The 24,555-nt window shown below is 42.7% G+C and carries 26 protein-coding genes, 1 tRNA gene and 1 riboswitch; of the genes, 2 read left to right on the plus strand and 25 right to left on the minus strand.

The features are described 5' to 3' along the window. Window positions 1-77: 77 nt before the first annotated feature. The 13 genes from C6W21_RS08620 to C6W21_RS08675 form a co-directional block, all read right to left on the minus strand. A complete protein-coding gene (locus C6W21_RS08620) occupies window positions 78-650 on the minus strand; it encodes a recombinase family protein (RefSeq protein WP_044139963.1) in 573 nt (190 codons plus the stop codon). Window positions 651-813: 163 nt separating this feature from the next. Next, window positions 814-1,671, minus strand: coding sequence for a tyrosine-type recombinase/integrase (locus C6W21_RS08625; RefSeq protein ID WP_223249541.1), 858 nt, complete (start codon window positions 1,669-1,671; stop codon window positions 814-816). Between the two features lie 15 nt (window positions 1,672-1,686). Further along, window positions 1,687-1,824 carry a hypothetical protein gene (locus C6W21_RS19225; RefSeq protein WP_223249542.1) on the minus strand — a complete coding sequence of 46 codons (138 nt, stop codon included), beginning with the start codon at window positions 1,822-1,824 and terminating at the stop codon, window positions 1,687-1,689. A gap of 162 nt (window positions 1,825-1,986) precedes the next feature. Then, window positions 1,987-2,060: transfer RNA gene (locus tag C6W21_RS08630), tRNA-Arg, on the minus strand. Between the two features lie 120 nt (window positions 2,061-2,180). Then, window positions 2,181-2,705, minus strand: a complete 525-nt coding sequence (locus C6W21_RS08635; RefSeq protein ID WP_106050002.1) for a YfcE family phosphodiesterase — start codon at window positions 2,703-2,705, stop codon at window positions 2,181-2,183. 14 nt (window positions 2,706-2,719) lie between these two features. Further along, window positions 2,720-3,322 (minus strand): XTP/dITP diphosphatase, encoded by a 603-nt coding sequence (locus tag C6W21_RS08640; RefSeq protein ID WP_189318158.1) that lies wholly within the window; start codon window positions 3,320-3,322, stop codon window positions 2,720-2,722. A 10-nt stretch (window positions 3,323-3,332) separates the two neighbouring features. Beyond that, the gene (rph, locus tag C6W21_RS08645) at window positions 3,333-4,061 is read right to left on the minus strand and encodes a ribonuclease PH (RefSeq protein WP_106050004.1); all 729 of its coding nucleotides are present in this window, start codon (window positions 4,059-4,061) and stop codon (window positions 3,333-3,335) included. 151 nt (window positions 4,062-4,212) lie between these two features. Further along, window positions 4,213-5,274, minus strand: coding sequence for a GerMN domain-containing protein (locus C6W21_RS08650; protein ID WP_106050005.1), 1,062 nt, complete (start codon window positions 5,272-5,274; stop codon window positions 4,213-4,215). Between the two features lie 101 nt (window positions 5,275-5,375). Beyond that, the gene (gene racE / locus C6W21_RS08655; protein ID WP_411266017.1) at window positions 5,376-6,194 is read right to left on the minus strand and encodes a glutamate racemase; all 819 of its coding nucleotides are present in this window, start codon (window positions 6,192-6,194) and stop codon (window positions 5,376-5,378) included. A gap of 7 nt (window positions 6,195-6,201) precedes the next feature. After that, window positions 6,202-6,642: a MarR family winged helix-turn-helix transcriptional regulator gene (locus C6W21_RS08660; RefSeq protein ID WP_003216546.1), complete on the minus strand. Its 441-nt coding sequence runs from the start codon at window positions 6,640-6,642 to the stop codon at window positions 6,202-6,204. Window positions 6,643-6,791: 149 nt separating this feature from the next. Continuing rightward, entirely contained in the window at window positions 6,792-7,016 is a 225-nt protein-coding gene (gene gerE, locus C6W21_RS08665; RefSeq protein WP_003184172.1) for a spore germination transcription factor GerE, read from the minus strand. A 205-nt stretch (window positions 7,017-7,221) separates the two neighbouring features. Then, window positions 7,222-8,538: a CitMHS family transporter gene (locus C6W21_RS08670; protein WP_106050007.1), complete on the minus strand. Its 1,317-nt coding sequence runs from the start codon at window positions 8,536-8,538 to the stop codon at window positions 7,222-7,224. Between the two features lie 147 nt (window positions 8,539-8,685). Further along, the gene (locus tag C6W21_RS08675) at window positions 8,686-9,552 is read right to left on the minus strand and encodes a LysR family transcriptional regulator (protein WP_106050008.1); all 867 of its coding nucleotides are present in this window, start codon (window positions 9,550-9,552) and stop codon (window positions 8,686-8,688) included. Window positions 9,553-9,687: 135 nt separating this feature from the next. On the opposite strand from C6W21_RS08675, the gene C6W21_RS08680 reads away from it, so the two are divergent. Then, the gene (locus tag C6W21_RS08680) at window positions 9,688-10,824 is read left to right on the plus strand and encodes a 2-methylaconitate cis-trans isomerase PrpF family protein (RefSeq protein WP_106050009.1); all 1,137 of its coding nucleotides are present in this window, start codon (window positions 9,688-9,690) and stop codon (window positions 10,822-10,824) included. Window positions 10,825-10,851: 27 nt separating this feature from the next. On the opposite strand, the gene C6W21_RS08685 is transcribed toward C6W21_RS08680, so the two are convergent. The 5 genes from C6W21_RS08685 to C6W21_RS08705 all read right to left on the minus strand — a co-directional run bounded on the left by C6W21_RS08685 (window position 10,852) and on the right by C6W21_RS08705 (window position 15,403). Beyond that, complete coding sequence (locus tag C6W21_RS08685; protein ID WP_106050010.1) at window positions 10,852-11,568, minus strand: biotin--[acetyl-CoA-carboxylase] ligase; 717 nt, start codon at window positions 11,566-11,568, stop codon at window positions 10,852-10,854. A gap of 77 nt (window positions 11,569-11,645) precedes the next feature. After that, the gene (locus C6W21_RS08690) at window positions 11,646-12,107 is read right to left on the minus strand and encodes an acyl-CoA thioesterase (protein ID WP_106050011.1); all 462 of its coding nucleotides are present in this window, start codon (window positions 12,105-12,107) and stop codon (window positions 11,646-11,648) included. 123 nt (window positions 12,108-12,230) lie between these two features. Next, window positions 12,231-12,995, minus strand: a complete 765-nt coding sequence (sdhB, locus tag C6W21_RS08695; RefSeq protein ID WP_106050012.1) for a succinate dehydrogenase iron-sulfur subunit — start codon at window positions 12,993-12,995, stop codon at window positions 12,231-12,233. 1 nt (window position 12,996) lies between these two features. Further along, the gene (gene sdhA / locus C6W21_RS08700) at window positions 12,997-14,757 is read right to left on the minus strand and encodes a succinate dehydrogenase flavoprotein subunit (RefSeq protein WP_012010817.1); all 1,761 of its coding nucleotides are present in this window, start codon (window positions 14,755-14,757) and stop codon (window positions 12,997-12,999) included. A gap of 37 nt (window positions 14,758-14,794) precedes the next feature. Next, on the minus strand, window positions 14,795-15,403 hold the full coding sequence (locus C6W21_RS08705; protein ID WP_047945318.1) for a succinate dehydrogenase cytochrome b558 subunit: 609 nt from the start codon (window positions 15,401-15,403) through the stop codon (window positions 14,795-14,797). Window positions 15,404-15,686: 283 nt separating this feature from the next. On the opposite strand from C6W21_RS08705, the gene C6W21_RS08710 reads away from it, so the two are divergent. Further along, window positions 15,687-16,130 carry a YslB family protein gene (locus C6W21_RS08710; protein ID WP_106050013.1) on the plus strand — a complete coding sequence of 148 codons (444 nt, stop codon included), beginning with the start codon at window positions 15,687-15,689 and terminating at the stop codon, window positions 16,128-16,130. A gap of 165 nt (window positions 16,131-16,295) precedes the next feature. Here the strand turns inward: C6W21_RS08710 and C6W21_RS08715 are convergent, their stop codons facing one another. The 7 genes from C6W21_RS08715 to C6W21_RS08745 form a co-directional block, all read right to left on the minus strand. After that, entirely contained in the window at window positions 16,296-17,531 is a 1,236-nt protein-coding gene (locus C6W21_RS08715) for an aspartate kinase (protein WP_106031208.1), read from the minus strand. Window positions 17,532-17,672: 141 nt separating this feature from the next. Continuing rightward, window positions 17,673-17,850, minus strand: a riboswitch (Lysine riboswitch). A gap of 63 nt (window positions 17,851-17,913) precedes the next feature. Then, complete coding sequence (gene uvrC, locus C6W21_RS08720; RefSeq protein ID WP_106050014.1) at window positions 17,914-19,686, minus strand: excinuclease ABC subunit UvrC; 1,773 nt, start codon at window positions 19,684-19,686, stop codon at window positions 17,914-17,916. 139 nt (window positions 19,687-19,825) lie between these two features. Beyond that, window positions 19,826-20,140: a thioredoxin gene (gene trxA / locus C6W21_RS08725; RefSeq protein WP_007501629.1), complete on the minus strand. Its 315-nt coding sequence runs from the start codon at window positions 20,138-20,140 to the stop codon at window positions 19,826-19,828. 245 nt (window positions 20,141-20,385) lie between these two features. Further along, a complete protein-coding gene (locus C6W21_RS08730) occupies window positions 20,386-21,864 on the minus strand; it encodes an alpha-N-arabinofuranosidase (RefSeq protein ID WP_106050015.1) in 1,479 nt (492 codons plus the stop codon). A 75-nt stretch (window positions 21,865-21,939) separates the two neighbouring features. Continuing rightward, window positions 21,940-22,917: an electron transfer flavoprotein subunit alpha/FixB family protein gene (locus tag C6W21_RS08735; protein ID WP_034661772.1), complete on the minus strand. Its 978-nt coding sequence runs from the start codon at window positions 22,915-22,917 to the stop codon at window positions 21,940-21,942. A gap of 44 nt (window positions 22,918-22,961) precedes the next feature. Beyond that, window positions 22,962-23,735, minus strand: a complete 774-nt coding sequence (locus C6W21_RS08740; protein ID WP_060596961.1) for an electron transfer flavoprotein subunit beta/FixA family protein — start codon at window positions 23,733-23,735, stop codon at window positions 22,962-22,964. A gap of 31 nt (window positions 23,736-23,766) precedes the next feature. Then, the gene (locus C6W21_RS08745; protein ID WP_106050016.1) at window positions 23,767-24,546 is read right to left on the minus strand and encodes an enoyl-CoA hydratase; all 780 of its coding nucleotides are present in this window, start codon (window positions 24,544-24,546) and stop codon (window positions 23,767-23,769) included. Between the last annotated feature and the right edge of the window lie 9 nt (window positions 24,547-24,555).

Genomic DNA, 24,555 nt, shown 5'->3' on the forward strand with positions numbered 1-24,555 from the left:
TACTACAATATAATTACAATTCTACACACTAAACCCTCTTTTTTTCAACAAAATTTTACAAAAAAAGAGCTAGGCACTTAAGCCTGCTCCTTTAACTTTCTATATAATGTAGCCTTACTGACCCCTGTAATGTCTGCTATTTCTCTGGTAGTGTGCCTACCTGAATGATACAGCTCCAAGGCATAGACTACCTTGTTCCTGTTAGCTGTTGGTCTGCCAAACTTAACTCCTTTTTCCTGAGCTACTTTGACACCCTCTTTAATCCTCTGTTGTATCATCTGCCTTTCCATCTGCCCTAAAGCTCCCATTACAGTTAAAAGAAAGTCTGACATTGGATTTTCTGTAGATGTATCTAGCCAAGAGTCATTAATACTCTTTAAGGATGCTCCTGCTGTCTTAATTGCCTCCACTATCTCAAGTAAGTCCTTTGTACTCCTGCTCAATCTTGAAATCTCCACTATGTAAACTGTATCTCCTGCCTGTAGATCAGAGAGCATCCTGTTAAGTTCAGGTCTGTCTCTCTTTGCTCCTGATATTCTGTCTGCATAGATATGATTACACCCCAAAGCCTCTAACTGTACTTGCTGTCTGTCAAACTTTTGTGACTCCTTATCTGTACTTCCCCTCATATAACCTATTGTCCAGCCCATCCTAACAGCTCCTCATACAATATTTATAATGTGTCTGTATTAACCTCTAAATAAAATATTAAAAGACTTGAACCCTTTTCTGCATTTTTATAATACAGCTCATTAGAGAGTGGATAATTTTAAAAGCCAACCCCCTACCAAATTTAGCAGGAGGTAAAGACACTTATAAATATTCCCTGAGGTTATCAACAACTTCCTCAACATCTAAATCTAGATACTGAGTTGTTACAGCTAAATTTGAATGTCCTAAGGCTTTCGAGATTAATGCAAGGTTTGCCCCTTTGTCTAACAAGCTCTTTGCATAACCCGTTCTAAGGGCATGAGGATTAATATTCTGTAAGTTATACTTTTTAGCATATTTGTTTAATTGCTTAGAAATAGCATTGTTTGTTAACTTTGTATTAAGAGAAGTTCCTTTGTACCCAATAAATAAGTATGAGTTTCTTTGACCATAATAGGCTCTAATTTTATTGTTTTGGCTTATAAGTATCATTAACAAATGTAACAATTCATCATCAAGAGGTAACTTTAAAATTTTATGATTTTTTAAAATTGTACCTTCCATACAGAGTAACTTATTTTCAAAATCAATGTGTCTTTCTTCTAATTGCCCAAGTGTGTTAATCCTTACACCTGTTCTATAAAGAGTAAGGACTGCTACAGCATCCCTTAAACCTATATTTAAGTCTAACAAAGATAACAGAACCATTACATCATCTTTTTTAGCACCTTTTTTAACCTGCTTATCAACTTTGATATTGATGCCATGCCAAAACTTTGAGCTGAACCACCCATTATTGAAACATTTACCTAATATAGCCTTGAGACATTTTAATCTTGTTAGCTTAGTCTGATTTGAAACAGCCATTGAATCAAGCCACAGATATATGCTATCTGTTGTAATATCCTCAATATATTCTACATTTGTAGCCTTCCTAAAGTGAGCCATATAGCTGATGTAGTCAGTAATAGTCCTCTCTCTGTATCCACTAACTGTCATTTGCTGAATAATTATATTCATAACATTGTCTAAGTCTTAGCCATCTCTCTTACTTGTTGTAACTGTTGTAGATGCCTTAGCACCTGATAACTTTTCCTGTATACCTGTAATATTTCCTTGTTTAAACAGATTAATGTCTGCATCTACATCAAAGATGCCTTTTTTCTTTGTCATACTGTCTCCTCCAGTTAAAAAATGAATTGGAGGTAACAGAACAGTTGCTGAAATATTTGTAGGCATAAAAAAGGGGATACTCCCACAGTGTTCTAATCTGCGTTAGCATCCCTTATCAGCCCAAAACCATGTCATATCAAGGCTTGATACTGTAAATAATTACGTCCCAGGAGAGATTCGAACTCCCGACCGACGCCTTAGAAGGGCGTTGCTCTATCCAGCTGAGCTACTGGGACATGTTGTTATGTAGTGTTCTGTTGGTGAGTACCTCACCGACAAGATTTATTATATTACTATTGTTCTTTAAAGTCAACGGTTTTTCGAAAGTTTTTTCACAAGGGGCAAATGCTGCACCCTTATGAAATACCTTCCAATGTGACAGTGTTTTCGAGGTCTTGTATGACCTGACCTTCGTCTGTGAAAAACTGTACGTTTGCTTCGCTTCCATCTAGTGTCAGTATCGCATAGCTGCGCTCTTTACGCATTCTTGGCAGGTGCACGCTGCCCGGGTTAATAAGCAGTTTTCCTCTTAGCAGCTCACTGCCTGGGATGTGCGAGTGGCCAAAGCAGATAATGTCTGCGCCTAGCTCTTCTGCACGGTAGTAGACTTGAAGCAAGGATTGTTTGATGCCATGTAGATGTCCGTGAGTGAGAAATAGTTTTCCGCCTCCATCAAGTGGGAGAAGGAGCTCTTCTTCAAAATCGCCCAAAAAGTCACAATTTCCTTTGACGACTTTGTATCCTTCGAGTGCTGGGTGGTTCGTTTCGAGTTCTGAATCTCCGCAGTGAATCATCATGTCGACTTCAGCCGCATGCCGTTTGGCAATGGTTTGAAGTTCGTCTGCGAGTCCATGACTGTCACTAATGATGAGTATCTTCATGGCTTCATTCCCCCTTATTCATTTGCGTCTAGCAGTGATGAAAGCTTTTGAAGCGCGACCGCTCGATGGCTGATCTTGTTTTTCTCTTCTGGTGATAATTCGGCCATCGTCTGGTCTTTGTCTTTGACGATGAAAATCGGGTCATATCCGAAGCCGTTTTCGCCGATTGGTTCCTTTGCGATGAAGCCTTCTACTGATCCTTCTATCGTCTTTGTTTCTTTGCCCGGTATGCTGACAGCAAGGGCACATCTGAATCTAGCTGTGCGGTCTTCTTTTTCAATGCCTTGAAGTTCGCTCAGCACTTTTTCCACATTCTCAGCATCGTCTTTATGCTCACCAGCGTATCTCGCTGAATATACGCCAGGTTTTCCGCCAAGATAGTCAATCGACAAACCGGAATCGTCTGCAATGACCATTTCACCTGCTTTGGCTTGAATGGCCTCTGCTTTGATAATGGCATTTTCTTCGAAGGTTTGTCCTGTTTCTTCAATCTCTTCAGTAAAGCCAATGTCTGCTAGTGTTTTGACCGTGAATCCTTTTGGCTCAAGAATGGCTTTGAATTCTTTCGCTTTGCCCGCATTGTGCGTTGCAATGATGGCTGTTTTCATCCTGATCAAACCCTTCTCTTTATTCGATGACTTCTCCTGTCACTGCTTTTTGCTTTTCGATTAATTCTTTGATGCCCTTTTCGGCTAAATCAAGCAGTCCGTTTAGCTGTTCTCTTGAGAATGTCGCTTCTTCGCCTGTACCTTGAAGTTCAACAAAGCGTCCAGCGCCTGTCATGATGACATTCATATCTACTTCAGCTGAAGAATCTTCTTCATAATTTAAATCTAACAGAAGACCCTGCTGAGAATCAATTCCGACGGATATCGCCGCTAAATAATCAGTGATCGGGTTTTGTTTGATGACTCCTTCTGCTCGAAGCTTTTGAATCGCAAGTGTCATGGCGACAAAAGCACCGGTAATAGATGCTGTGCGTGTGCCGCCGTCTGCTTGAATGACATCACAGTCAATCCAAACCGTGCGTTCGCCAAGCTTTTCTAAGTCAACGACTGCGCGGAGTGCTCGTCCAATTAAGCGCTGAATTTCCATTGTACGTCCGGTGACTTTTCCTTTAGATGATTCTCTCATGGTTCTTTGTGCGGTTGCTCTTGGAAGCATGCTATATTCTGCTGTAATCCAGCCTTTTCCTTCTCCTCTTAAAAAAGGAGGTACGCGGTCTTCGATGGATGCGTTACAAATCACCTTCGTATTGCCCGCTGAGATTAAGACAGAGCCTTCTGGATGCGTAATGTAGCCTGCCTCTATTTCAACTTTTCTTAATTCGTCATATTGTCTTTCATCTAATCTCATGATTTACCTCCGTTACGATATACATTCCGCGCGGGTGACAGCGGGGTTCTCCTACTAACTTTGACAACCTCGGCTCGTTCTAATCGCTTGGAATAAAAAAGAGGCAGCGAATATGCATGCCTCTTTTTCTCCATTATATCAATGTGTGCCGTTAAAAACTACCTGTATTCACTTGTTCTGGTCTTGAAACCGGCTTTGTGAGCTCTGTTCCTTTTTCGTTCACAAGCTCAGCCTTGCCGTTTACCTTGACGGATACGCTTTTGACGTCCGGCAGCTCTGTTAATGTGAGCACAATGCTATCAAGAACTTTTTGTGAAATGACCTTTTTCTTTTCATCTGCACTGCCAAAAATGGATTCGTTGAAATCAAGTGTCACATGTCCGTCTTTTACTTTCGGGACATCATTCAGCTTTACATCTTGATCAAAGTCTGTGAGCAAATGGCTTTTTTTGCTTGGTCCAGAGACGAGCTCATCAATCGCTGCTGTAATCGGATCATCCTCGTCTTTTGGCGCTCTTTTGGTCACAGGAACATAGTACGTCTGTTCATCAGATTCAGCTAAGTAGTAAACCGTCACTGGCTTTGTCGATGTCATATCAGCAGCAGCCTCGTGCTGAATATTTATACCGTCTTCTCTGCTTAAATCATCGGAGATCGGTGTACCGTTCACAGGCATTTCTTTTAGTTCATGTCCATTCATTTTCAATTTGACTTTGGCGACAGAATCAAACTGCGTTAACGTCCAAGTGACAGATTGCAGGATGCGTTGTTCGTCTTCTTTTTTATAGTTTTTGAATTCGTTTGAAAAATCCACAACGGCCGTTCCGTCTTTAATGTCGACAGATACGCTCGTGTCAGCCGGCAAAACAGCTCGGAATCCATTTGGCATGAGGTTAGAAATCGGTCCCCCGTCCACGAGATATTCAAGGGTTTGTTTAGCACTTCCTTCGTTTTTCGGCAGCGGAATGGATTGAGAGACGACATACCCGTTTTTATCAATTAAATATAATTCTCTCATGACTGTATCTGCCTTCTTCTCTTCTTTTCCTTCTTTGGCTGTTTGTTTGTCTTCTTTATTTTCTTTCACATATGTGACATTTTGTGGTGGATCAATCTCTGTTTTCGCTTGGTCTGTTTGAAACAATCCGCATCCTGACAAAAGCATGGCTGACGCAATACACGTCACAGCTGCTGTAGTTCCTTTTTTCAGCATACTTCACCCTCCTCTAGTAGTTTGTACTACTATGTATACGAGCTCCTCATGTGGATTAGACCCTTTTCATAAAAAAATAACCCACCTCAAGAAGAAGCGGGTTATTGCTGATAGATGTGTTCAAGTGATACGGTTTCGACCTTCCCTGGCAGGTAGCTAAACCAGTCACGAGCGATGTTTTCAAAATTTTGCTGTTGTCCTGTTGTATAAAATGTATGAACAGGTGCTTCTTGAGAAGTGTTTAACAGCCCTTTATATGAAAGAATCGTACTGGCTTCTCTAGCTGTCTCATCCCCTGATGAAATAATGCTCACATCACTGCCCATAAAGCGCTGAATCGGCTCTTTTAAAATCGGATAGTGTGTACAGCCAAGGATGAGCGTATCAATTCCTGTTTCTTTCATCGGTTCAAGGGAATCTTTCACCACTTCATCTGCTGTCTGATCTAAAAACGTGCCGCTTTCCACAAATGGAACAAGCAGCGGACATGCCAGGCTTTGAACCGCTAGTCCTGCTTTTAGGGATAACAGTGCTTCTTTGTATGCCTCGCTTTTGATCGTATTGGCTGTACCAATGACACCAATCTGCTGGTTGTTTGTCACCTTGATCGCTGTACGGGCGCCGGGCTGAATCACGCCAATGACCGGAATATCAAGCGTTGCTTTGATTTCATCGAGTGCGATCGCCGTCGCTGTGTTGCATGCAATGACGAGCATTTTAATATGATGATGTCTTAATAAGTAGTGTGCCATTTCCCAAGTATATTGAAGAACCTCTTCTTCTTTCCGCGGGCCATATGGACATCGTTTTGTATCGCCTACGTAAATGATTTTTTCTTTTGGCAGTTGTCTCATGATTTCCTTTGCAACGGTTAAACCGCCGACGCCGGAATCAATGACGCCGATTGGTTGATCCAACAAAATCGCCTCATTTTCTTTTCATTTGCTGCTGTAGTTTCGTTAAGGATTGGTTGAAAACGATGGCTTCTTCTTCTGAGAAAGCCCCTAGAAGTTCACTGACGTATTCTTGGCGTTTGACAATCACTTCTTGAATGATCCGCTCGCCTTCTGGCAATAAATGAATGCGAACCACGCGGCGGTCAGATGGGTCTTTTACTCGTTCGACAAGTTCACTTTTTTCCATTCGATCAATTAAGTCGGTGGTTGTGCTGCAAGCCAAGTACATCTTTTGTGATAGCTCACCTATTGTCATATCTCCGAATTCATAAAGCCACTGAAGCCCTACAAATTGAGGAGGTGTAATCGTATATTGATTCAGGATTTCTCTGCCTTTTTGCTTAATAATTGCAGCAATATGGCGCAATGATTTTTCAATTTCTGCTACATGGTCGAACTCATTCGTTTCCATTTCATTGATACCTCACTATAGCATCTCACTTTAATTAAAACGTACATTCCTATTTTCCTCGTTTTTCAAAGAAAATGCAAGAAGAGACTCATGTAAACCATATAGAAATAACCGGCTCCTTCCCGATATGGAAGGAAAACCGGCTGACTTTAGAGCTCTAGCTCACCCATACGCAGAAGCTCGACTACGGCCTGTGAACGGCCTTTGACTCCTAGCTTTTGCATGGCATTCGAAATATGATTTCGAACAGTCTTTTCGCTAATAAAAAGCTCGCTTGCAATTTCTTTTGTTGTTTTATCTTGGACGAGCAATTCGAATACTTCTCTTTCTCTTTTGGTTAATAGCGGCTTGGATTGAAACTCTTTCTCCTTCAAGTATTGTAACCCTCCTTGCTAAGGTGAGAGCTCTAGTCTCTATAGAATGGGATTCTGTATAGTCGAGATATCATATGCCGGCTGCCCGAGGTAGGTGACGTTAAAATCGAGAATTCCCGCATAAAAGCGTCCAATTTGTGCGCTTTTATCCGCACAAAAAAGGACGAGTCTCCTACCCGAGACATCGTCCTTTTTATACACGTATTTAAAAGATAGAAATGGCTCCTGTTAACAAAGCAATAAGCGTTGTAAAAAGGGCAGTTAACACGGTCCAAAGCAATGCGTATTTTTGCAAATCGCCAATATCTTTATTCAGCATACTGACAAGAAGCAGCGTTGAAGCCACAAGAGGGCTCAACAAGTGGACAGGCTGTCCTATAATAGAGGCGCGCGCAATTTCCACCGGATCAATTCCGTAAGCTGCACCTGCTTCTGCCAAGATTGGCAGCACCCCGAAATAATAAGCATCATTTGAAAGAACAAATGTAAATGGCATACTCGTCAAAGCAACAATCAGCGGGAAAAATGAGCTGTAGGAATCCGGAATCATGTAAATCACCAAATTGGCAATGGACTCAACCATTTTTGTTCCCGAAAAGATCCCTGTGAAAATCCCTGCTGCAAATACAAGTGTGATGACCGTTAATGCGTTTCCTGCATGCGATAAAATTCGCTCGCGCTGATCTTCAACCTTTGGATAGTTGATCATGAGAGCGATGACAAATCCAATTAAGAAGAGTACAGGTATTGGTATAATATCTAGGACTAGTGTGGCCATGACAGCAATTGTGAGGAAGAAGTTGATCCAAATGAGGTTTGGTCTCTTCATGTCTTCTACGCCATCCTCAATTGACGCAGCCAATTCAGGAGAAATGGACACCTCTTCTTTGTGCTGAATCTCTGCGATCCCAATCCGTTTTCTTTCTTTTTTCCCAAGTACATAAGCAGTAAAAAGTATAAAAAGACCGCCTCCAACCATCGTTGGGAGTAATGGAATGAAAAATTCGCCTGCATCTAATCCAAGCGCCGCGATTGCACGAGTAGCTGGACCACCCCATGGCGTCATTCCGCTCATAATTCCTAATGATAATAATGAAATTGTTCCTAAAATTAATGGGTTCATCCCAATTCTTAAGAAAAGTGGCAACATAGCGGATACGGTAATCATGTACGTTGTTGTTCCATCACCATCTAATGCAACAAGCATAGACAAAATTGCTACCCCAAAAGCAATTTTGACAGGATCACCTTTCACAATACGTAAAATGAGTTTAATCAGTGGATCAAACAGCCCAGCATCCAGCATGACACCAAAGAATAAAATCGCAAATAACAATAAAGCAGCTGATGGTGCAACCGTTTTAAGTCCATCAAGCATCATGTCCCCTAATCCGCGATTAAAGCCACCGATCAATGCAAATATGATAGGTACAACGGTTAGAGCCACCACCGGATGCATACGTTTTGTCATAATGAGAAATGTAAATGTCAAGACCATCAAGATCCCTAAAATAGCTAGCACTTTATATCCCTCCATCCTCTTCTTTACGCGATCAGCAAGCGCCCCTTTGCACTTGCGATCTGAATGTTAGCGCTTTCTATTTCAAGGATATAATAGCTTTTTTTATAATGAAAATATTGATTTTTTCGTATATTCTATAAAATTCTTTTATAATAAACCTTGCTGACTTCTTAAAAACTCAATGAATGCTTTCACAACAGATAAATGAAGGGAGTCTGGCTGGTACATAAGCCATGTATCTCTTAAAACGGGCTGTCCATCTTTATACGAAAGACCTTTTACAAATAGCTCATCACTTGGTCTGAGGCAAATTTCTGGGACAATGGCATAGCCTAAACCATGCTTGACCATCTCTTTTGATGTATCTTGACGGTCTGTCTCCATCGTCACAAGCGGAGGCATTGTGAACGTTTCCTGCCACCATCTGTTAATCAATCGTTTTAATGAACTGTCTGTATGATAGTCAATGAGCGGCAGCTTCGGGAGGTCTTTCAGCTGGATTTCTGATTTTGATATAATACAAAGCCGTTCTTTATCAAGCAGAAACCGCTCTCCATTCCAGTCGTAATCTCCTCTTAAAATCCCTAAATGGACACTTGATGTGCCTAATAAGTCCATGACTTTTGTGCTCCAGCCTGTATTCACCATAAATTGAACATGTGGATACTGCTTAGAAAATTCTCTTAAAATTTCTGGCAGCTTATACTGAGCAAAGTTGCTTGAGACCCCTAACCGGATCGTTCCTTTGACCTTTTTTTGCATGTTGAGCATGCCATCTTTTGTTTGCTGAAGCTGTTTGAGCATGTCATTTGCGTATGCAGCCAAGTACTCGCCCTCTGACGTAAATTCAATTCCTCGTTTTCTTTTAAAGAAAAGCTTCATATCAAACTCTTCTTCAAGCTGCTTCAATCGATAGCTTAAGGCAGGCTGAGAGACAAATAATTTTTCCGCCGCTTTTGTGATGTTCTTTTCTTCATAGAGCACCTTTAAAAAACGCCAGTCTTTCTCATCCATTGTGTGCCCTCCTTTTTCACTAATTATAAAATATTTTTATCGTTTTCTCTTAAAATAATGTATTTAACTTATTTCTTATTATACTTTACCATTTTGTTTAGATAAACAGTTCATTAAAAATTGAGGGTGAGAGCAATGAGAAAAGTTCCAATCACAATCATGCGAGGCGGTACAAGCAAAGGGGTATTCATTCAAACAAATGACGCACCCTATGAGCACGATGAGCTCGAGGCATTTCTTTTAGACATTATGGGCAGTCCTGACCGGCTACAGGTCGATGGGATTGGCGGCGGTAATTCTTTAACAAGCAAGGTCGCAATCATCGACAAAGCGACTCATCCAGATGTGGATGTGGATGTGAACTATACGTTTGCACAAGTCAGCATCAATGAGAGATATGTCGACTTTAAAGGTAACTGCGGGAATATCTCATCAGCGGTTGGACCATACGCCATCATTAAAGGGCTTGTTCAAGCCGTTGAGCCCATTACGACTGTACGTATACTCAATACCAACACAAATAAAGTCATTGTAGCAGAGGTTGAGGTTGAAAACGGTGAAGTGAAATTTGAGGGAGATGTAGAAATTCCAGGAGTAAAAGGGACAGGATCTCCCATATATCTTTCCTTTGAAAAACCAGAAGGCGCTGTGACAGGTAAAACCTTTCCGACAGGGAACCGCATGGATACGATTCAGACAAAATTCGGAGAGATTCCGATCTCGATCGTTGACATCGCAAATCCAATTGCCTTTATCCGCGCGAAGGATCTCCATTTAAAAGGAACCGAATTGCCTGAAGAGTTTACAGATGCATTACTGGATGATTTAGAAGAAATTCGTTCCATCGCTGCTGAAATGTGCCAGTTTGCCCCAAAAGACATGGCGACATTACAGTCACCAGCCGTTCCGAAGCTTGCGATCATTAGTGAGCCTGCTGATTATGTCGATACAAACGGGGTGTTGAGACGAGCAGCCGATATGAACATCATCGTACGCATGCTATCAATGCAAAGACCACACCAAGCGCTTGCCATTACCGGCTCTGTCTGCGTATCAGCCAGCTGTTTTATGGAACAAACGCTTCCTGCACAGCTTTATCATGGACAACATGATACGCTTCGAATTGGGCATCCTGCCGGGATTATGCAAACGGAAATTGATATCTCTCAAAACAGAGTCAAAGTCATTCGAACCGCAAGAGAAATTCTAGACGGGGTTGTCTTTACAAAACAAGACTATATCGTGCGGCCTCATATTAAAAGAGAAGCCTAAAGCAGACGAGAACATCGTCTGCTTTTTTTACTGCTGTGGTGCATCAATATCTCCGGCAGAATGAGCTTTGATCTGCCCTTTCTCATCTTTTAACCGGAGATGACCGTAGCGGTTGACCCCGCAGCAAATGCCTTCTTCCCAAGTTTGTTTTTCACGATCTAACGAGATGCGAAGCGGTTTGTTGAGACGATATAACCGTTTGTTATAGAGGGCAGTGAGTGCTTCAAACCCTTCATTCTGCCAGCGTGTATGGTATTTTTCAAAAGCCGCTGCCAGCTCTTTCACTAGCTGATCGGCTTTCACCTCTGTCAGCTCTGATAAGCAAATGGTTTTGTACGGCACATGCTCCGGCTTCGTCTCTACATTGATGCCAACACCGATATAAATGGAACTGCGGTCTGCTTCAATTAATGTGCCGGATACCTTTGCATCATTAATAAGAATATCATTAGGCCATTTGATCGCCAGCTGATCCTCCGCTCTCATGAGTGGTTTCAGCACATCATAGATCGCTAGTGCTGTCAGCGGGGCAATCGTTGACTGGGTGGAGAGTTCTTCTGGCGGTAAGACCGTCATGGTCACTGCCACATTCCCTAAAGGTGTTTCCCATGGCCTGCCGAGTCTGCCTCTTCCTTCTGTCTGCTGGCGTGCATAGACAGCAAATGAGGGCTTTTCTCCTTGCTGCATGAGCCTTTTTGCTTCATTATTTGTACTATCAATGGTGTCATATTGAAAAATCTTCATGTGTTCTCCTCTTGTTTCTTCTTGATATGATGCTTTTATTATAACAAAATAAGCGTGCACGTTGATTAGCCAGCATGCTACTCATTTCGCTGCGCCTGAAACGTCTCTTTTTCTTCCTCTGTAAACGGGACAGATGCGCCTGTGCCTTTACTAATTTGCACCATGGTGACTGAGCCTGTAAAGCATGGTTCCTGCTGCTCATTTTCTCCTAAGTAATGAAGAATGAGTGAGCTTGAGCCGACCTTTTCCGGCTTGACATATACACGAAGCCTCTCCCCAATCTCTACCTGCTTCATGTAATCACATTGCAGGTTTGCGACGACTGTAATGGTCTCTCTCACACGTTTCATCCGTTTATCAACAATTCCTGTTTTTTGAAAAAAGGCAATACGCGCCTCTTCGAAATACACAAAAGGGGTGACATTGTTCATATGGCCAAACATATCCGTTTCTGAAAAACGAACGGTGGTTTCGACATAAAATCGAAAGGATGCCCTCCACTCTTCAAACGGTTCTTCAATATAAGACGGCAGTCTCACTTGATCATCTCCTTATTTGGAAACAAAACGCCTCTCCCGTATTGGAAGAGGCGTTTGTTTATATGTTGCATCCAGCCTCTCTTAAACACTCATCATGATTGGCAAAGAGGACTGAATGTGATGTTATTCTGCTTGATCGCTTCCGAAGAAGTTACGGAATGCTTGTAAAGTTGTATCTCGGTTAAGTGCTGCAATTGACGTTGTCAGCGGGATTCCTTTCGGACAAGCTTGCACACAGTTTTGGGAGTTCCCGCAGTTCGCAAGACCGCCGTCCCCCATAATTTCTTCTAGACGGTCAGACTTATTCATCGCACCTGTCGGATGTGCATTAAATAAACGGACTTGTGAAAGCGGTGCAGGGCCCATAAAGGAAGACTTATCATTCACGTTTGGACAAGCTTCAAGGCAGACACCACATGTCATACATTTAGAAAGCTCATACGCCCATTGACGTTTTTTCTCAGGCATTCTTGGTCCAGGACCAAGATCATATGTGCCATCGATCGGTACCCATGCTTTCACCTTTTTCAAGGAATTGAACATCCGGCTTCTATCAACCTGCAAGTCTCTCACAACCGGAAATGTCTTCATCGGCTGAAGACGAATCGGCTGCTCTAACTTGTCAATCAAGGCTGTACATGACTGGCGCGGTGTTCCATTAATGACCATGGAACAAGCTCCGCACACCTCTTCAAGACAGTTCATATCCCAGTTGATCGCCGTTGTTTTTTCCCCTTGTTTATTGACCGGGTTCCGTCTAATTTCCATGAGGGCGGAAATGACGTTCATATTTGGGCGGTAAGGGATTTCGAATTCTTCATCATAAGGCTTTCCATCTGCTGTATCTTGACGTGTGATAATGAATTGAATCGTGTTTTTTTCACTCATCTTATTTCTCCACCTTTTTCTTCGAGTAATCTCGTTTACGAGGTGCAATTAACGATACATCGACGTCCTCATAGTGGAATGCAGGCTTTTGATTTTTTCCTTTGAACGTAGCCATCGTTGTTTTTAGGAATTCTTCATCGTTTCTCTCTGGGAAATCCGGTTTGTAGTGTGCGCCTCGGCTTTCATTCCGGTTATAAGCCCCGATCGTAATGACTCTTGCCAGTTGAAGCATGTTGTCAAGCTGACGTGTGAAGGCAGCGCCTTGGTTGCTCCATGATGCTGTATCGTTGATGTTGATCTGCTTGTAGCGCTCCATTAGTTCTTCGATCTTCTGATCTGTTTTTAAGAGTTTGTCATTGTAACGAACCACTGTGACGTTATCCGTCATCCATTCTCCAAGCTCTTTATGAAGCACGTACGCATTTTCTGTTCCGTCCATGCTGAGGATGTTGTCCCATTTCTCCTGCTCTTTCTTCACAGCGCTGTCAAATGTTGCAGAAGATAGGTCTTCCGCAGATTTTTCAAGACCGCTGATGTACTTCACCGCATTTGGTCCAGCAACCATTCCGCCGTAAATCGCAGAAAGCAGGGAGTTTGCACCAAGTCTGTTTCCGCCGTGCATAGAGTAATCACATTCTCCGGCAGCGAATAGACCTTTGATATTCGTCATTTGATCATAATCCACCCATAATCCGCCCATTGAGTAATGAACAGCAGGGAAAATTTTCATCGGAAGCTTACGCGGGTCATCGCCCATGAATTTTTCATAGATTTCAATGATGCCGCCAAGTTTAATATCAAGTTCTTTTGGATCTTTATGAGAAAGATCGAGGTATACCATGTTCTCTCCGTTGATGCCAAGCTTTTGCTCGACGCATACGTCAAAGATTTCACGCGTTGCGATATCACGTGGTACAAGGTTCCCGTATGCTGGGTATTTTTCTTCAAGGAAGTACCAAGGCTTCCCGTCTTTATATGTCCAAACACGTCCGCCTTCACCACGAGCCGATTCACTCATGAGACGAAGCTTGTCATCTCCAGGGATCGCTGTTGGGTGAATTTGAATGAATTCTCCATTTGCGTAATGAGCACCTTGCTGATAGACGATAGATGCAGCAGATCCAGTGTTAATCATGGAGTTCGTTGATTTTCCGAACACGATTCCAGGACCGCCTGTTGCCATGATCACTGCATCTGAACGGAAGGATTCAATTTCCATTGTTGTTAAGTTCTGTGCGACAATGCCTCGGCATACTTCCTCGTCATCTAACACAGCGCCAAGGAATTCCCAGCCTTCATATTTCGTGACAAGCCCTGCTACTTCATAGCGGCGAACCTGCTCATCTAGTGCATATAATAGCTGCTGACCTGTTGTAGCTCCAGCAAATGCTGTACGGTGGTGCTGTGTTCCCCCGAAGCGGCGGAAGTCCAGTAATCCCTCTGGTGTTCTGTTAAACATAACACCCATCCGATCAAGTAAGTGGATAATGGACGGCGCTGCTTCACACATTGCCTTTACTGGCGGCTGGTTGGCTAAGAAATCTCCGCCGTACACCGTGTCATCAAAATGCTCATAAGGTGAATCCCCTTCACCTTTTGTATTGACCGCTCCGTTGATTCCGCCCTGTGCACATACAGAATGTGAACGTTTCACAGGTACGATTGAAAATAGTTTAACAGCTGTTCCCGCTTCTGCTGCTTTGATAGTTGCCATGAGACCAGCTAAGCCGCCTCCGACAACGATGATGCTAGAATTACTCATTGTAGCCCCTCTCCCTCTTCTACTAATCTATTTCCTCTTAAACAAAAGCGAAAATTGCTCTTAGCCCTACATATGAAAGCGCTATAAATATACCTAATGTCACATATGTGGAGATTCTTTGTGAGCGTGGTGAAACGGTAATTCCCCAGCTGACAGCAAATGACCACAAGCCATTAGCAAAGTGGAAAATAGTAGATAAAACGCCGACAATATAGAAGCCTAGCATAAATGGAGAGCTTAAAATATTCGCCATCATGTCATAGTTAACTTCAGCTCCAAGCTGAGCTTGAATTCGTGTTTCCCATACGTGCCAAGTGACAAAAATTAATGTGATGATACCTGAAATCCTTTGCAGTCTGAACAACCAGTTTCTTAAGTAACTGAAGCGAGACGTGTTGTTTTGTGCCGTAAAGGCTATGTACACCCCATAAACAGCATGATAGATCAGTGGTAAGAAAATCACGAACAGCTCAAGTGCATATCTGAATGGAAGCTGTTCCATAAAGTGTGCAGCTTTGTTAAACGCCTCTGGTCCATTCGTCGCAAAGTGGTTAATCACTAAGTGCTGTACTAAAAATAGACCGACCGGAATGACGCCAAGCAAAGAATGCAATCTCCGATAAAAAAATTCTTTGTTCCCCGACATTACTTTACCCCCTAGTAAAAAAAGTGCAATTGCTTGAAAATTGTCTTACCCCCGCTTCTTTCAATTGTAAGCACTTTATTCAAATTTATTGACAATTTCATTTTACTCCTATGTCAAAAAAGCGTCAAGAAACCGCGTACATAAATTAAAATTTTCCGAAATTTAAAAGTTTTAAATCAAAATTCGTTTTACTACAATAAGAATTTCTTAGACTTCAGGGAAAACTCTGTCATCATATGCTCACATAAGCTATAATAAATTGTTGAAAGAGGGGAGCCGTACAATGAATAAATTCGAATCTAACTTAGAACAGTTAAAAGAAATTGAAGTCAATGGATTTGCCTACGAGCTGATACGCGAAGTTCTGCTGCCTGATATTTTGGGTCAGGATCATTCATCTATGATGTATTTTGCGGGTAAACTGCTTGCTCGTAAATTTCCTCAAGAGTCATGGGAGAAGATCCCCGAATTTTTCCATGATGCCGGATGGGGAACTCTCACGATGGTCCAATCGAAAAAACAGGAAATTGAGTTTGAGCTCGAAGGTCCACTTGTATCAAATCGACTCACCTATCAAAAGGAGCCATGCTTTCAGATGGAAGCGGGTTTTATTGCTGAACAAATTCAGCTTCTCAACGAGCATGTGGCTGAATCCTATGAACAAGTGAAAAAGCGTGCTGAGAAAGTCATTTTAACTGTTAAATGGGATTTAAGAGACCCTAGCTAACACTCTTTATGAAAGGCGCGGACTTCAGGTCACGCCTTTTTAATTTGTCTTCTTCTATCATAGCATACTTAGTGAATGGGTTTACGCACGTTTTCCTTTCTGGTATGCGGCCGATTCCAATAAAAAAGAGGTGCACTCTTTCATGAGATACACCTCCCTGCCTTTTTAAGAGTGAGCAGCTGCGCTCACCTTTGATAAATCAAACGCATCATGCAGCGCTTCAACTGCTTTGACCATATCGTCACGGCCAACGACTGTTGAGACTTTGATTTCAGACGTACTGACCATTTTCACTTGTATGTCTTTTTCCGCTAGCACAGCGAACATTTCAGCGGCTACGCCTGGATTTGAGACCATACCAGATCCAACGATGGATACTTTGGCTAATTTGCTTTCTGTCTCGATCTGTTCGTAGCCAAGCGCTCCTTTATACTCTTCTAATACTTCAACTGTTTTGGACAAATCATCCGTTTTTACAGAGAAAGAGATGGACGTCTGATTGGTGCTTGTGACGGACTGAATGATGATATCGACATTGATATTTTGCTTCGCAAGCGTCGTAAAGATGGTCGACAATGTGGTGAGACCGCTTGAAAGACCGCACACTGTCACGCGTGTAATCTGATCCTCAAATGCAATGCCTCTGACGACTAAATTTTGTTCCATAGATGATTCCTCCTCAATTAACGTACCCGATTCATTTTCAATACTAGAACGGACTTCTAGCGGAACTTGATAATTTTTCGCAAATTCAACAGCTCTCGGATGCAAGACGCCAGCACCTAAATTAGCCAGCTCAAGCATCTCATCGTATGAAATACCTGCAAGTTTCCGCGCAGACGGTACATAGCGCGGATCTGTCGTAAACACTCCTGGTACATCTGTGTAAATATCACATTTATCAGCTTTTAGTGCGGCAGCAAGTGCCACAGCTGTCGTATCTGATCCACCGCGTCCAAGTGTTGTGATATGCAGGTCATCTGCAATTCCTTGGAAGCCTGCCACAACAACGACTTTCCCCGCACTTAATTCCTCTTTTATTCTTGATTCATCGATGTCCACGATTCTTGCGTTACCGTGTACCTGCTCTGTTTTCATACCAGCCTGCCAGCCTGTAAAGGAAATGGCATCATAGCCTTTTGCTTGCAACGCCATCGTTAATAAGGAAATGGTCACCTGCTCTCCAGTTGCGAGCAGCATATCCATTTCTCTTTTGCTCGGATGATCTGTGAGTTCTTTCGCTAGGTCTACTAGAACATCCGTTGATTTACCCATTGCCGACACAACCACAACCACATCATGTCCGGCCTCGCGTTCTGCGATGACCCTTTCTGCAGCATTGCGAATTTTTTCTGTCGATCCAACGGACGTTCCGCCAAATTTTTGTACAATTAGTCCCATGTCTACCACCCTTTTTCAAAAGATCACGTGTGAGAGAAGAGGTGAGAAGCGGCTTTGGAGACTGCCTGCTCACTGCAAATAAAAAAAGCAATGAGAGAACAGATCTCCCATTGCTTTATAATCATCATCAAACGATGCAAACAATGAGATAGCCCTCCAAGAAATACATTCTTGACAGCCCTACATTTCTTCAATGTACAGCCAGCGAATAAAATGAGTGGATTTTATTCACTTCGGCGACGCTCCCCTTTCAGCCCTCTTCGTAGATCCCATCGATCTCTGAAGGCTTACTCTTGAAGTTCGCACCTCTATCTTCAACAAACAACACGTTCATTTATTAAATTTAGTCACAATCTTAACAGACTTTTGGAAAAAGTACAATCTATTTTTTTAATGCTTCCATTAAAAGTTCGGCCGTCTGTTTCGGGATGCCAGCCTCCTGAAAGTCTTGGATAGAGGCTTCTTTCATCTTTTTCACAGAGCCAAAATGTTTAAGAAGCTGTTTTTTACGCTTTTCTCCGATACCTGGTACATCGTCTAAAATAGATTGAAATGCATTTTTTCCGCGCAGCTGCCGGTGAAAGCTAATCGCGAACCGGTGCACTTCATCTTGAATGCGCTGTAATAAATAGAAGGCCTGACTATTCCGCTCCAGCGCAACAATTTCCAGTGTATCTCCCATCATGAGATTCGAAGTCCGGTGCTTTTCATCTTTCACTAGACCTGCCACTGGGACAGACAGATTCAATTCATTTTCAAGCACATCTATCGCTGCATTGATCTGTCCCTTTCCTCCGTCAATTAAAATTAAATCTGGCAGCGGCAGCTCATCCTTTAACACGCGGGTATATCGCCTTCTAATGACTTCACGCATAGATGCATAATCATCTGGCCCTGTGACGGTTTTAATTTTGTATTTTCGGTATTCCTTTTTATACGGCTTCCCGTCCTGAAAGACGACCATAGCAGAAACCGGGTCTGCACCTTGAATATTCGAGTTATCAAATGCCTCAATCCGGTACGGCATATAAATATTAAGTGCATCCCCAAGCTGCTTCACTGCACCAATAGACCGCTCTTCATCACGCTCAATGAGCGAAAATTTTTCTTTCAAGGCAATTTTGGCATTTTGATGGGCGAGTAAAAGCAAATCCTTTTTCTTTCCTTTTTTCGGCTGATGAACGGTCGTCTCAAGCAATTGTTCAATCATCTCTTGATCTACGCTGTCTGGCACTAAAATTTCCTTCGGCAGAAAATGGTTGTTCTTTGCATAAAATTGCCCCATAAATGTAAGGAATTCTTCCTCAGGATCTTGATACATAGGAAACAGGCTGACATCACGTTCAATCAATTTCCCCTGCCTAATGAAGAATACTTGGACACACATCCAGCCCTTGTCATAGGCATATGCAAAGACATCTCGATCTGATAAATCGCTCATCGTCATTTTCTGCTTTTCCATCGTTGAGTCGATGTAAGCGATTTGGTCTCTCAGTTCTTTTGCCCGTTCAAATTCTAATTGTTCGGCGGCTTCCTGCATCTTTTCGGTTAGTTCTTTTTTGATTTGCTGATGTCCTCCGTTTAGAAACCTGATGATTTCGTCCACGAGCTGCTTATTCGTATCTTCAGAAATGTCATACACACATGGCGCGAGACATTGTCCAAGATGATAATATAGACAGACGCGATCAGGAAGGGTTGCACATTTTCTCAGTGGATATAAACGGTCGAGCAGCTTTTTCGTTTCTCGTGCTGCTTGTACGTTCGGGTATGGTCCGAAATATTTCCCTTTGTCCTTTTTCACATGACGGGTGACAATCAATTTAGGATGTCGTTCATTCGTAATTTTAATAAAAGGATACGTTTTGTCATCCTTGAGCATGACATTGTATTTTGGGTCGTATTTTTTGATTAAATTTAGCTCTAAAATGAGTGCCTCGATATTAGAAGAGGTGACAATGTATTCAAAGTCCTCAATTTCACTGACAAGACGCTGCGTTTTGGCGTCATGAGATCCAGTGAAATAAGAGCGTACTCTATTTTTTAAGACCTTTGCCTTCCCCACATAAATGACTGTATTTTGTCGATCTTTCATTAAATAGCAGCCTGGTTGATCTGGCAAGACCGATAGCTTTTCTTTGATCATTTTGTTCATATTTTCATCCGTCCTTGTTTTCCTCTTTCACTCCTTCTAGTGTATCACGAACATTTGTTTTATACCATATTGAAAGAAAAGCGGCTCTCGTCTTTACGAGAACCGCTTCAGTGAGTATGCCGCTCGGGCATAGACAGGTTTATAGATGTTTGTTAACAAGCTCAGCAAGTGCTTCTTTTGGTTTGAAACCAACAGAAGTTTCTACCACTTCACCGTCTTTTAAAACAAGAAGTGTTGGGATACTCATCACGCCGTATTTACCAGCAGTTTCTTGGTTATCATCCACATCAATTTTTACAATTTTCATTTTATCGCCCATTTCTTGATCAAGTTCTTCAAGAACTGGAGCAATCATTTTACAAGGTCCGCACCATGGTGCCCAAAAGTCCGCAAGAACAACACCTTCTGCAGTTTCTTGTGAAAATGTTGCGTCAGTAGCTTTTACGATTGCCATTATTCATTCCTCCAATGTAAATTATGCTTTTTAGTATAGCATCTACCAATGTGACTTGCGAATGAAATGCTTACGAATCATTTTTTATGAATTGAATTAAAAAACAAACCGTACAATCGCACCAATAACAACAATTGCACCGATGATCATCAGAATGGTTCTAAGCATATGAATAACTCCCTTTCCGCTTCGTTTACAATGTATGATGCCCCAACATCCTTCTCATCAAACATCTAAATATGCGATCAAGCCAGATCGACCGTTATCATCACCACTGACATTGGCGGCAGATCTATGGTCAATTCACCAGGTTTAACAGCAAATTGCTGAAACTCTACTGGCTGGACAGCATGAGGGTCGTCAAATGTGTTGTGTGCATTCATGCGGTCCGCTGTCAGCACGCGGCCTGTGACTTTTGTTTGAGCATCCAAACCTTCAATGGCAAGGGATACTTCGTTTTGTTCATGCGGATTCAGGTGACAGAAACTAATATGCATCTTGTCAGATGAACGCGAAGCTGACACACTGACCTGAGGTATTTTTTCTCCTCTGCGTTCATAAGGCGTTGACACGAACTCCACTTCAAGTGCTTCTTCCTCTTGATGCACTTGAAACATGTGAAACACATGATACGTAGGCGTCAGAAGCATCTTTTCGTCCTCCGTTAACACCATTGCTTGCAGAACATTGACCGTCTGGGCAATATTCGCCATATGAATCCGCTGGCAATGACGATGAAATATATGAAAATGAAGGGCACAAGCAAGTGCATCTCTTAGTGTGTTTTGCTGATACAAGAATCCAGGATTCGTCCCTGGCTCTGGGTCATACCATGTTCCCCATTCATCAATAATCATCCCGATTCGCTTCTCTGGATCATAACGATCCATGATCTCTCCATGATCCACGACAAGCCGTTCCATCTCATAGGCTTTTTTCAACGTGATAAACCATTCATCCTCATCAAATTCAGTCGCTGACCCTTTTTTCTCCCATGTACCAGGTACAGTGTAATAATGCAAACTAAGTCCATCCATCCAAGGTGCGGCCCGTTCCATTAATACTTTTGTCCAATTCACGTCATTTGAATTCGCGCCGCACGCGATTTTGTATATCGTCTGACCCGCAAACTCTCTCACATACGTTTGATAACGTTTATATAAATCTGCATAGTATTCAGGCGTCATATTCCCGCCGCAGCCCCAGCTTTCGTTGCCTACACCAACATAGGTCAGGTCCCAAGGTTCTTGTTTTCCATTTTGAATGCGCCAATCAGACATAGGTGTGCCCTTTGGAAATGTGATGTACTCGATCCATTCTGCTAATTCTTGAACAGATCCGCTTCCCACATTTCCGCAAATATAAGGTTCACATTCAAGCAGCTCACACAATTTCATAAATTCATGCGTACCAAATTCATTGGATTCAACTGTACCGCCCCAATGAGTGTTCACCATCGGCTTTCGTTCACTGAGATCACCTACACCATTTGCCCAATGATACTCGTCTGCGAAGCAGCCGCCCGGCCACCTAAGCACCGGAATATGTAATGCTTGAAGAGCCTTTAGCACATCGGTACGAATCCCTTCAATATGATCAATCTCTGAATCTTTTCCTACCCAAATCCCGTCATAAATCCCTCTTCCTAAATGCTCTTGAAAGTGTCCATAGATGTGTTTAGAAATACGTCCGATCACGTCATTGACTTTTACTGTCCCCTTCACTTATCAACCGCTCCTTTGTTTATTGATTACATACAAAAAAACCCAGAATACCTAGGCATTCTGAGTGTATGAGCGTTACGAGTGGATATTCATCTTTTTTAACTCTTCATTCAAAAGCGGTACCACTTCAAACAAATCACCGACGATTCCATAATCGGCAATTTTGAAGATCTCGGCTTCTGGGTCTTTGTTAATCGCAACAATGACTTTACTGTTAGACATTCCGGCTAAATGCTGAATCGCCCCTGATATCCCGCACGCAATATAGAGATCAGGTGTGACGACCTTACCTGTTTGCCCAATTTGCAGGGCATAATCACAGTAGTCTGCGTCACAGGCGCCACGCGAGGCACCGACTGCTGCGCCCAGCGTTTCGGCGAGTTCATTCAGCGGTTCAAACCCTTCCTTGCTCTTGACCCCGCGTCCCCCGGCGACAATGACCTTTGCTTCAGATAAATCTACACCTTCTGACGTTTTTTTAATGACTTCCTTCACGATCGTTCGCAGGTTCTGAATATCGACAGAAACCGGTGTAATTTCTCCGCTTCGTGAGGCATCCCGCTCAAGAGGTGCTACGTTGTTTGGACGTATGGTCGCCAAAAGCAGACGATCTGTTGAAATCACTTTTTCGAAGGCTTTTCCAGAGTAAATTGGTCTTGTGAAAACGAGGTGTTCTCCGGTAACGCTTACATCAATCGCATCTGAAATTAGACCAGTCTGCAAGCGTGCAGCTATTTTCGGCGACAAGTCTTTTCCGATAGACGTATGGCCAAAGAGTACGGCATCTGGGTCAACCTGATCTAATATCGCTTGAAGCGCCTGCGCAAAACCATCTGACGTATAGTATGAAAGGTGCGGATGCTCCACAATCATGACATGATCCGCTCCATAGTAAAGCAGTTCATCCGCTTGGTCTTTGACGTCATCCCCTATTAACACGCCAATGACTTCACCGCCATCTGCCACTTGATGAGCGGCAGCAATGGCTTCAAATGTCACATTTCTTAATTTACCGTCACGACTTTCTCCAAGTACAACAACTTTTTTACTCATCTTTCAAGTTCCCCCTTGTTCTCGTGATATCGTAAAGCGGATGTTTAGATGACCTTTGCTTCGTTTCTTAGTAGATCTGTCAGTTCTTTGACTTGATCCTGAAGCTCACCGCTGAGCACCTTGCCACCCTCTTTTTTCTCCGGTAAGAAACGTTCAATTGTTTTGATTTTATATGGCACATCGTCTTCATCAAGATCTAAATCATCAAGTTCCACTTCTTCTAAAGGCTTTTTCTTTGCCTTCATAATGCCTGGTAATGATGGATAGCGAGGCTCATTGAGTCCTTGCTGGGCAGTGACGACAAGCGGGAGCTCGGCAGAAATTACTTCCACGTCACCTTCCGCATCTCGTTCAATCGAAGCAGAGCCTCCGTCAATTTGAATACTTGTAATCGTTGTGACATATGAAAAGCCAAGTAATTCAGCAAGACGCGGAGCAACCTGTCCAGAGCCCCCGTCAATTGCCACATTCCCTGCTAAGATTAAGGAAGCCTCTTTGTCTTTTAAATAGTGGTAAAGAATCGTAGAAGCTGAATATTGATCCCACTCTTCTAAGTCGTCTTCCACATTTAATAAAACGGCTTGATCGCAGCCCATAGCGAGCGCTGTTCTCAGCTGCTTCTCCGCATCCTCACTGCCAACTGTCACAACGGTCACTTCTCCCCCGTGCTCGTCGCGAAGCTGGATGGCTTCTTCTATGGCGTACTCGTCATAAGGATTAATAATGAACTCTGCTCCATCTTCTTGAATTGCACCAGACTGAATGGAAATCTTCTCTTCCGTGTCAAACGTACGCTTCATCAAAACAAATATATTCATCCATTTCTCCCCCTTGTGTCGTTTGAATCCCTTATTCCCCTTTAAAATTCGGTTTGCGCTTTTCGATAAAGGCTTGGATACCTTCTTTGGCATCATTCGATTGGAAAATCTCACCGAACTTTTTGGCTTCCAGTTTCATTCCGCCATCATATGAATACAATTTTGTTACGTTCAATAAATCCAGCACATACTCGAGTGATTTTGGGCTTTTCGTTGCAAATTTTGACGCAAGTGTTTTGGCTACTTCGAGCGCCTCTTCCTCTGTTTCTGCCAGCTTTGAAACAAGTCCGCAGGCGAATGCTTCTTCACCTGTAATCGGTTCAGCTGTACCCATCATTTCCAGCGCTTTAGCCGAACCAACATAGCGCGGCAGGCGCTGAGTGCCGCCGAATCCTGGAATGATGCCGAGGTTTAGTTCCGGCAGTCCAAGCTTCGCATCTTTTGTTGCGATGCGGATATCACAAGACATTGCAAGCTCAAGGCCCCCGCCTAATGCAGCTCCGTGAATCGAGGCAATGACTGGTTTTGGACATTGCTCAATCCGTTCAAAGACCTGCTGCCCTCTGTCTGCAAGGCTTGCATAATCAGACTCTTCTTGTAACGTCGTAAATTCCTTAATATCAGCACCTGCAGAGAAGAATCTGCCTTCTCCGTGGATCAAAATGGCTCTTACTTCTTCATTCTGTTCGAGCTGATCAAACATGTCATTAAGCTCGGTGAGCAGCTGAGAAGATAAGGCGTTTGCTGGTGGATGCTGAATCGTGATAAGTGCTGTCTGCCCTTCATGATGTAAGCTAAGTATCTTTTCCATGTCAATCAT

Source organism: Bacillus sp. NMCN1 (genome assembly GCF_002998085.1).
Classification (GTDB): domain Bacteria; phylum Bacillota; class Bacilli; order Bacillales; family Bacillaceae; genus Bacillus.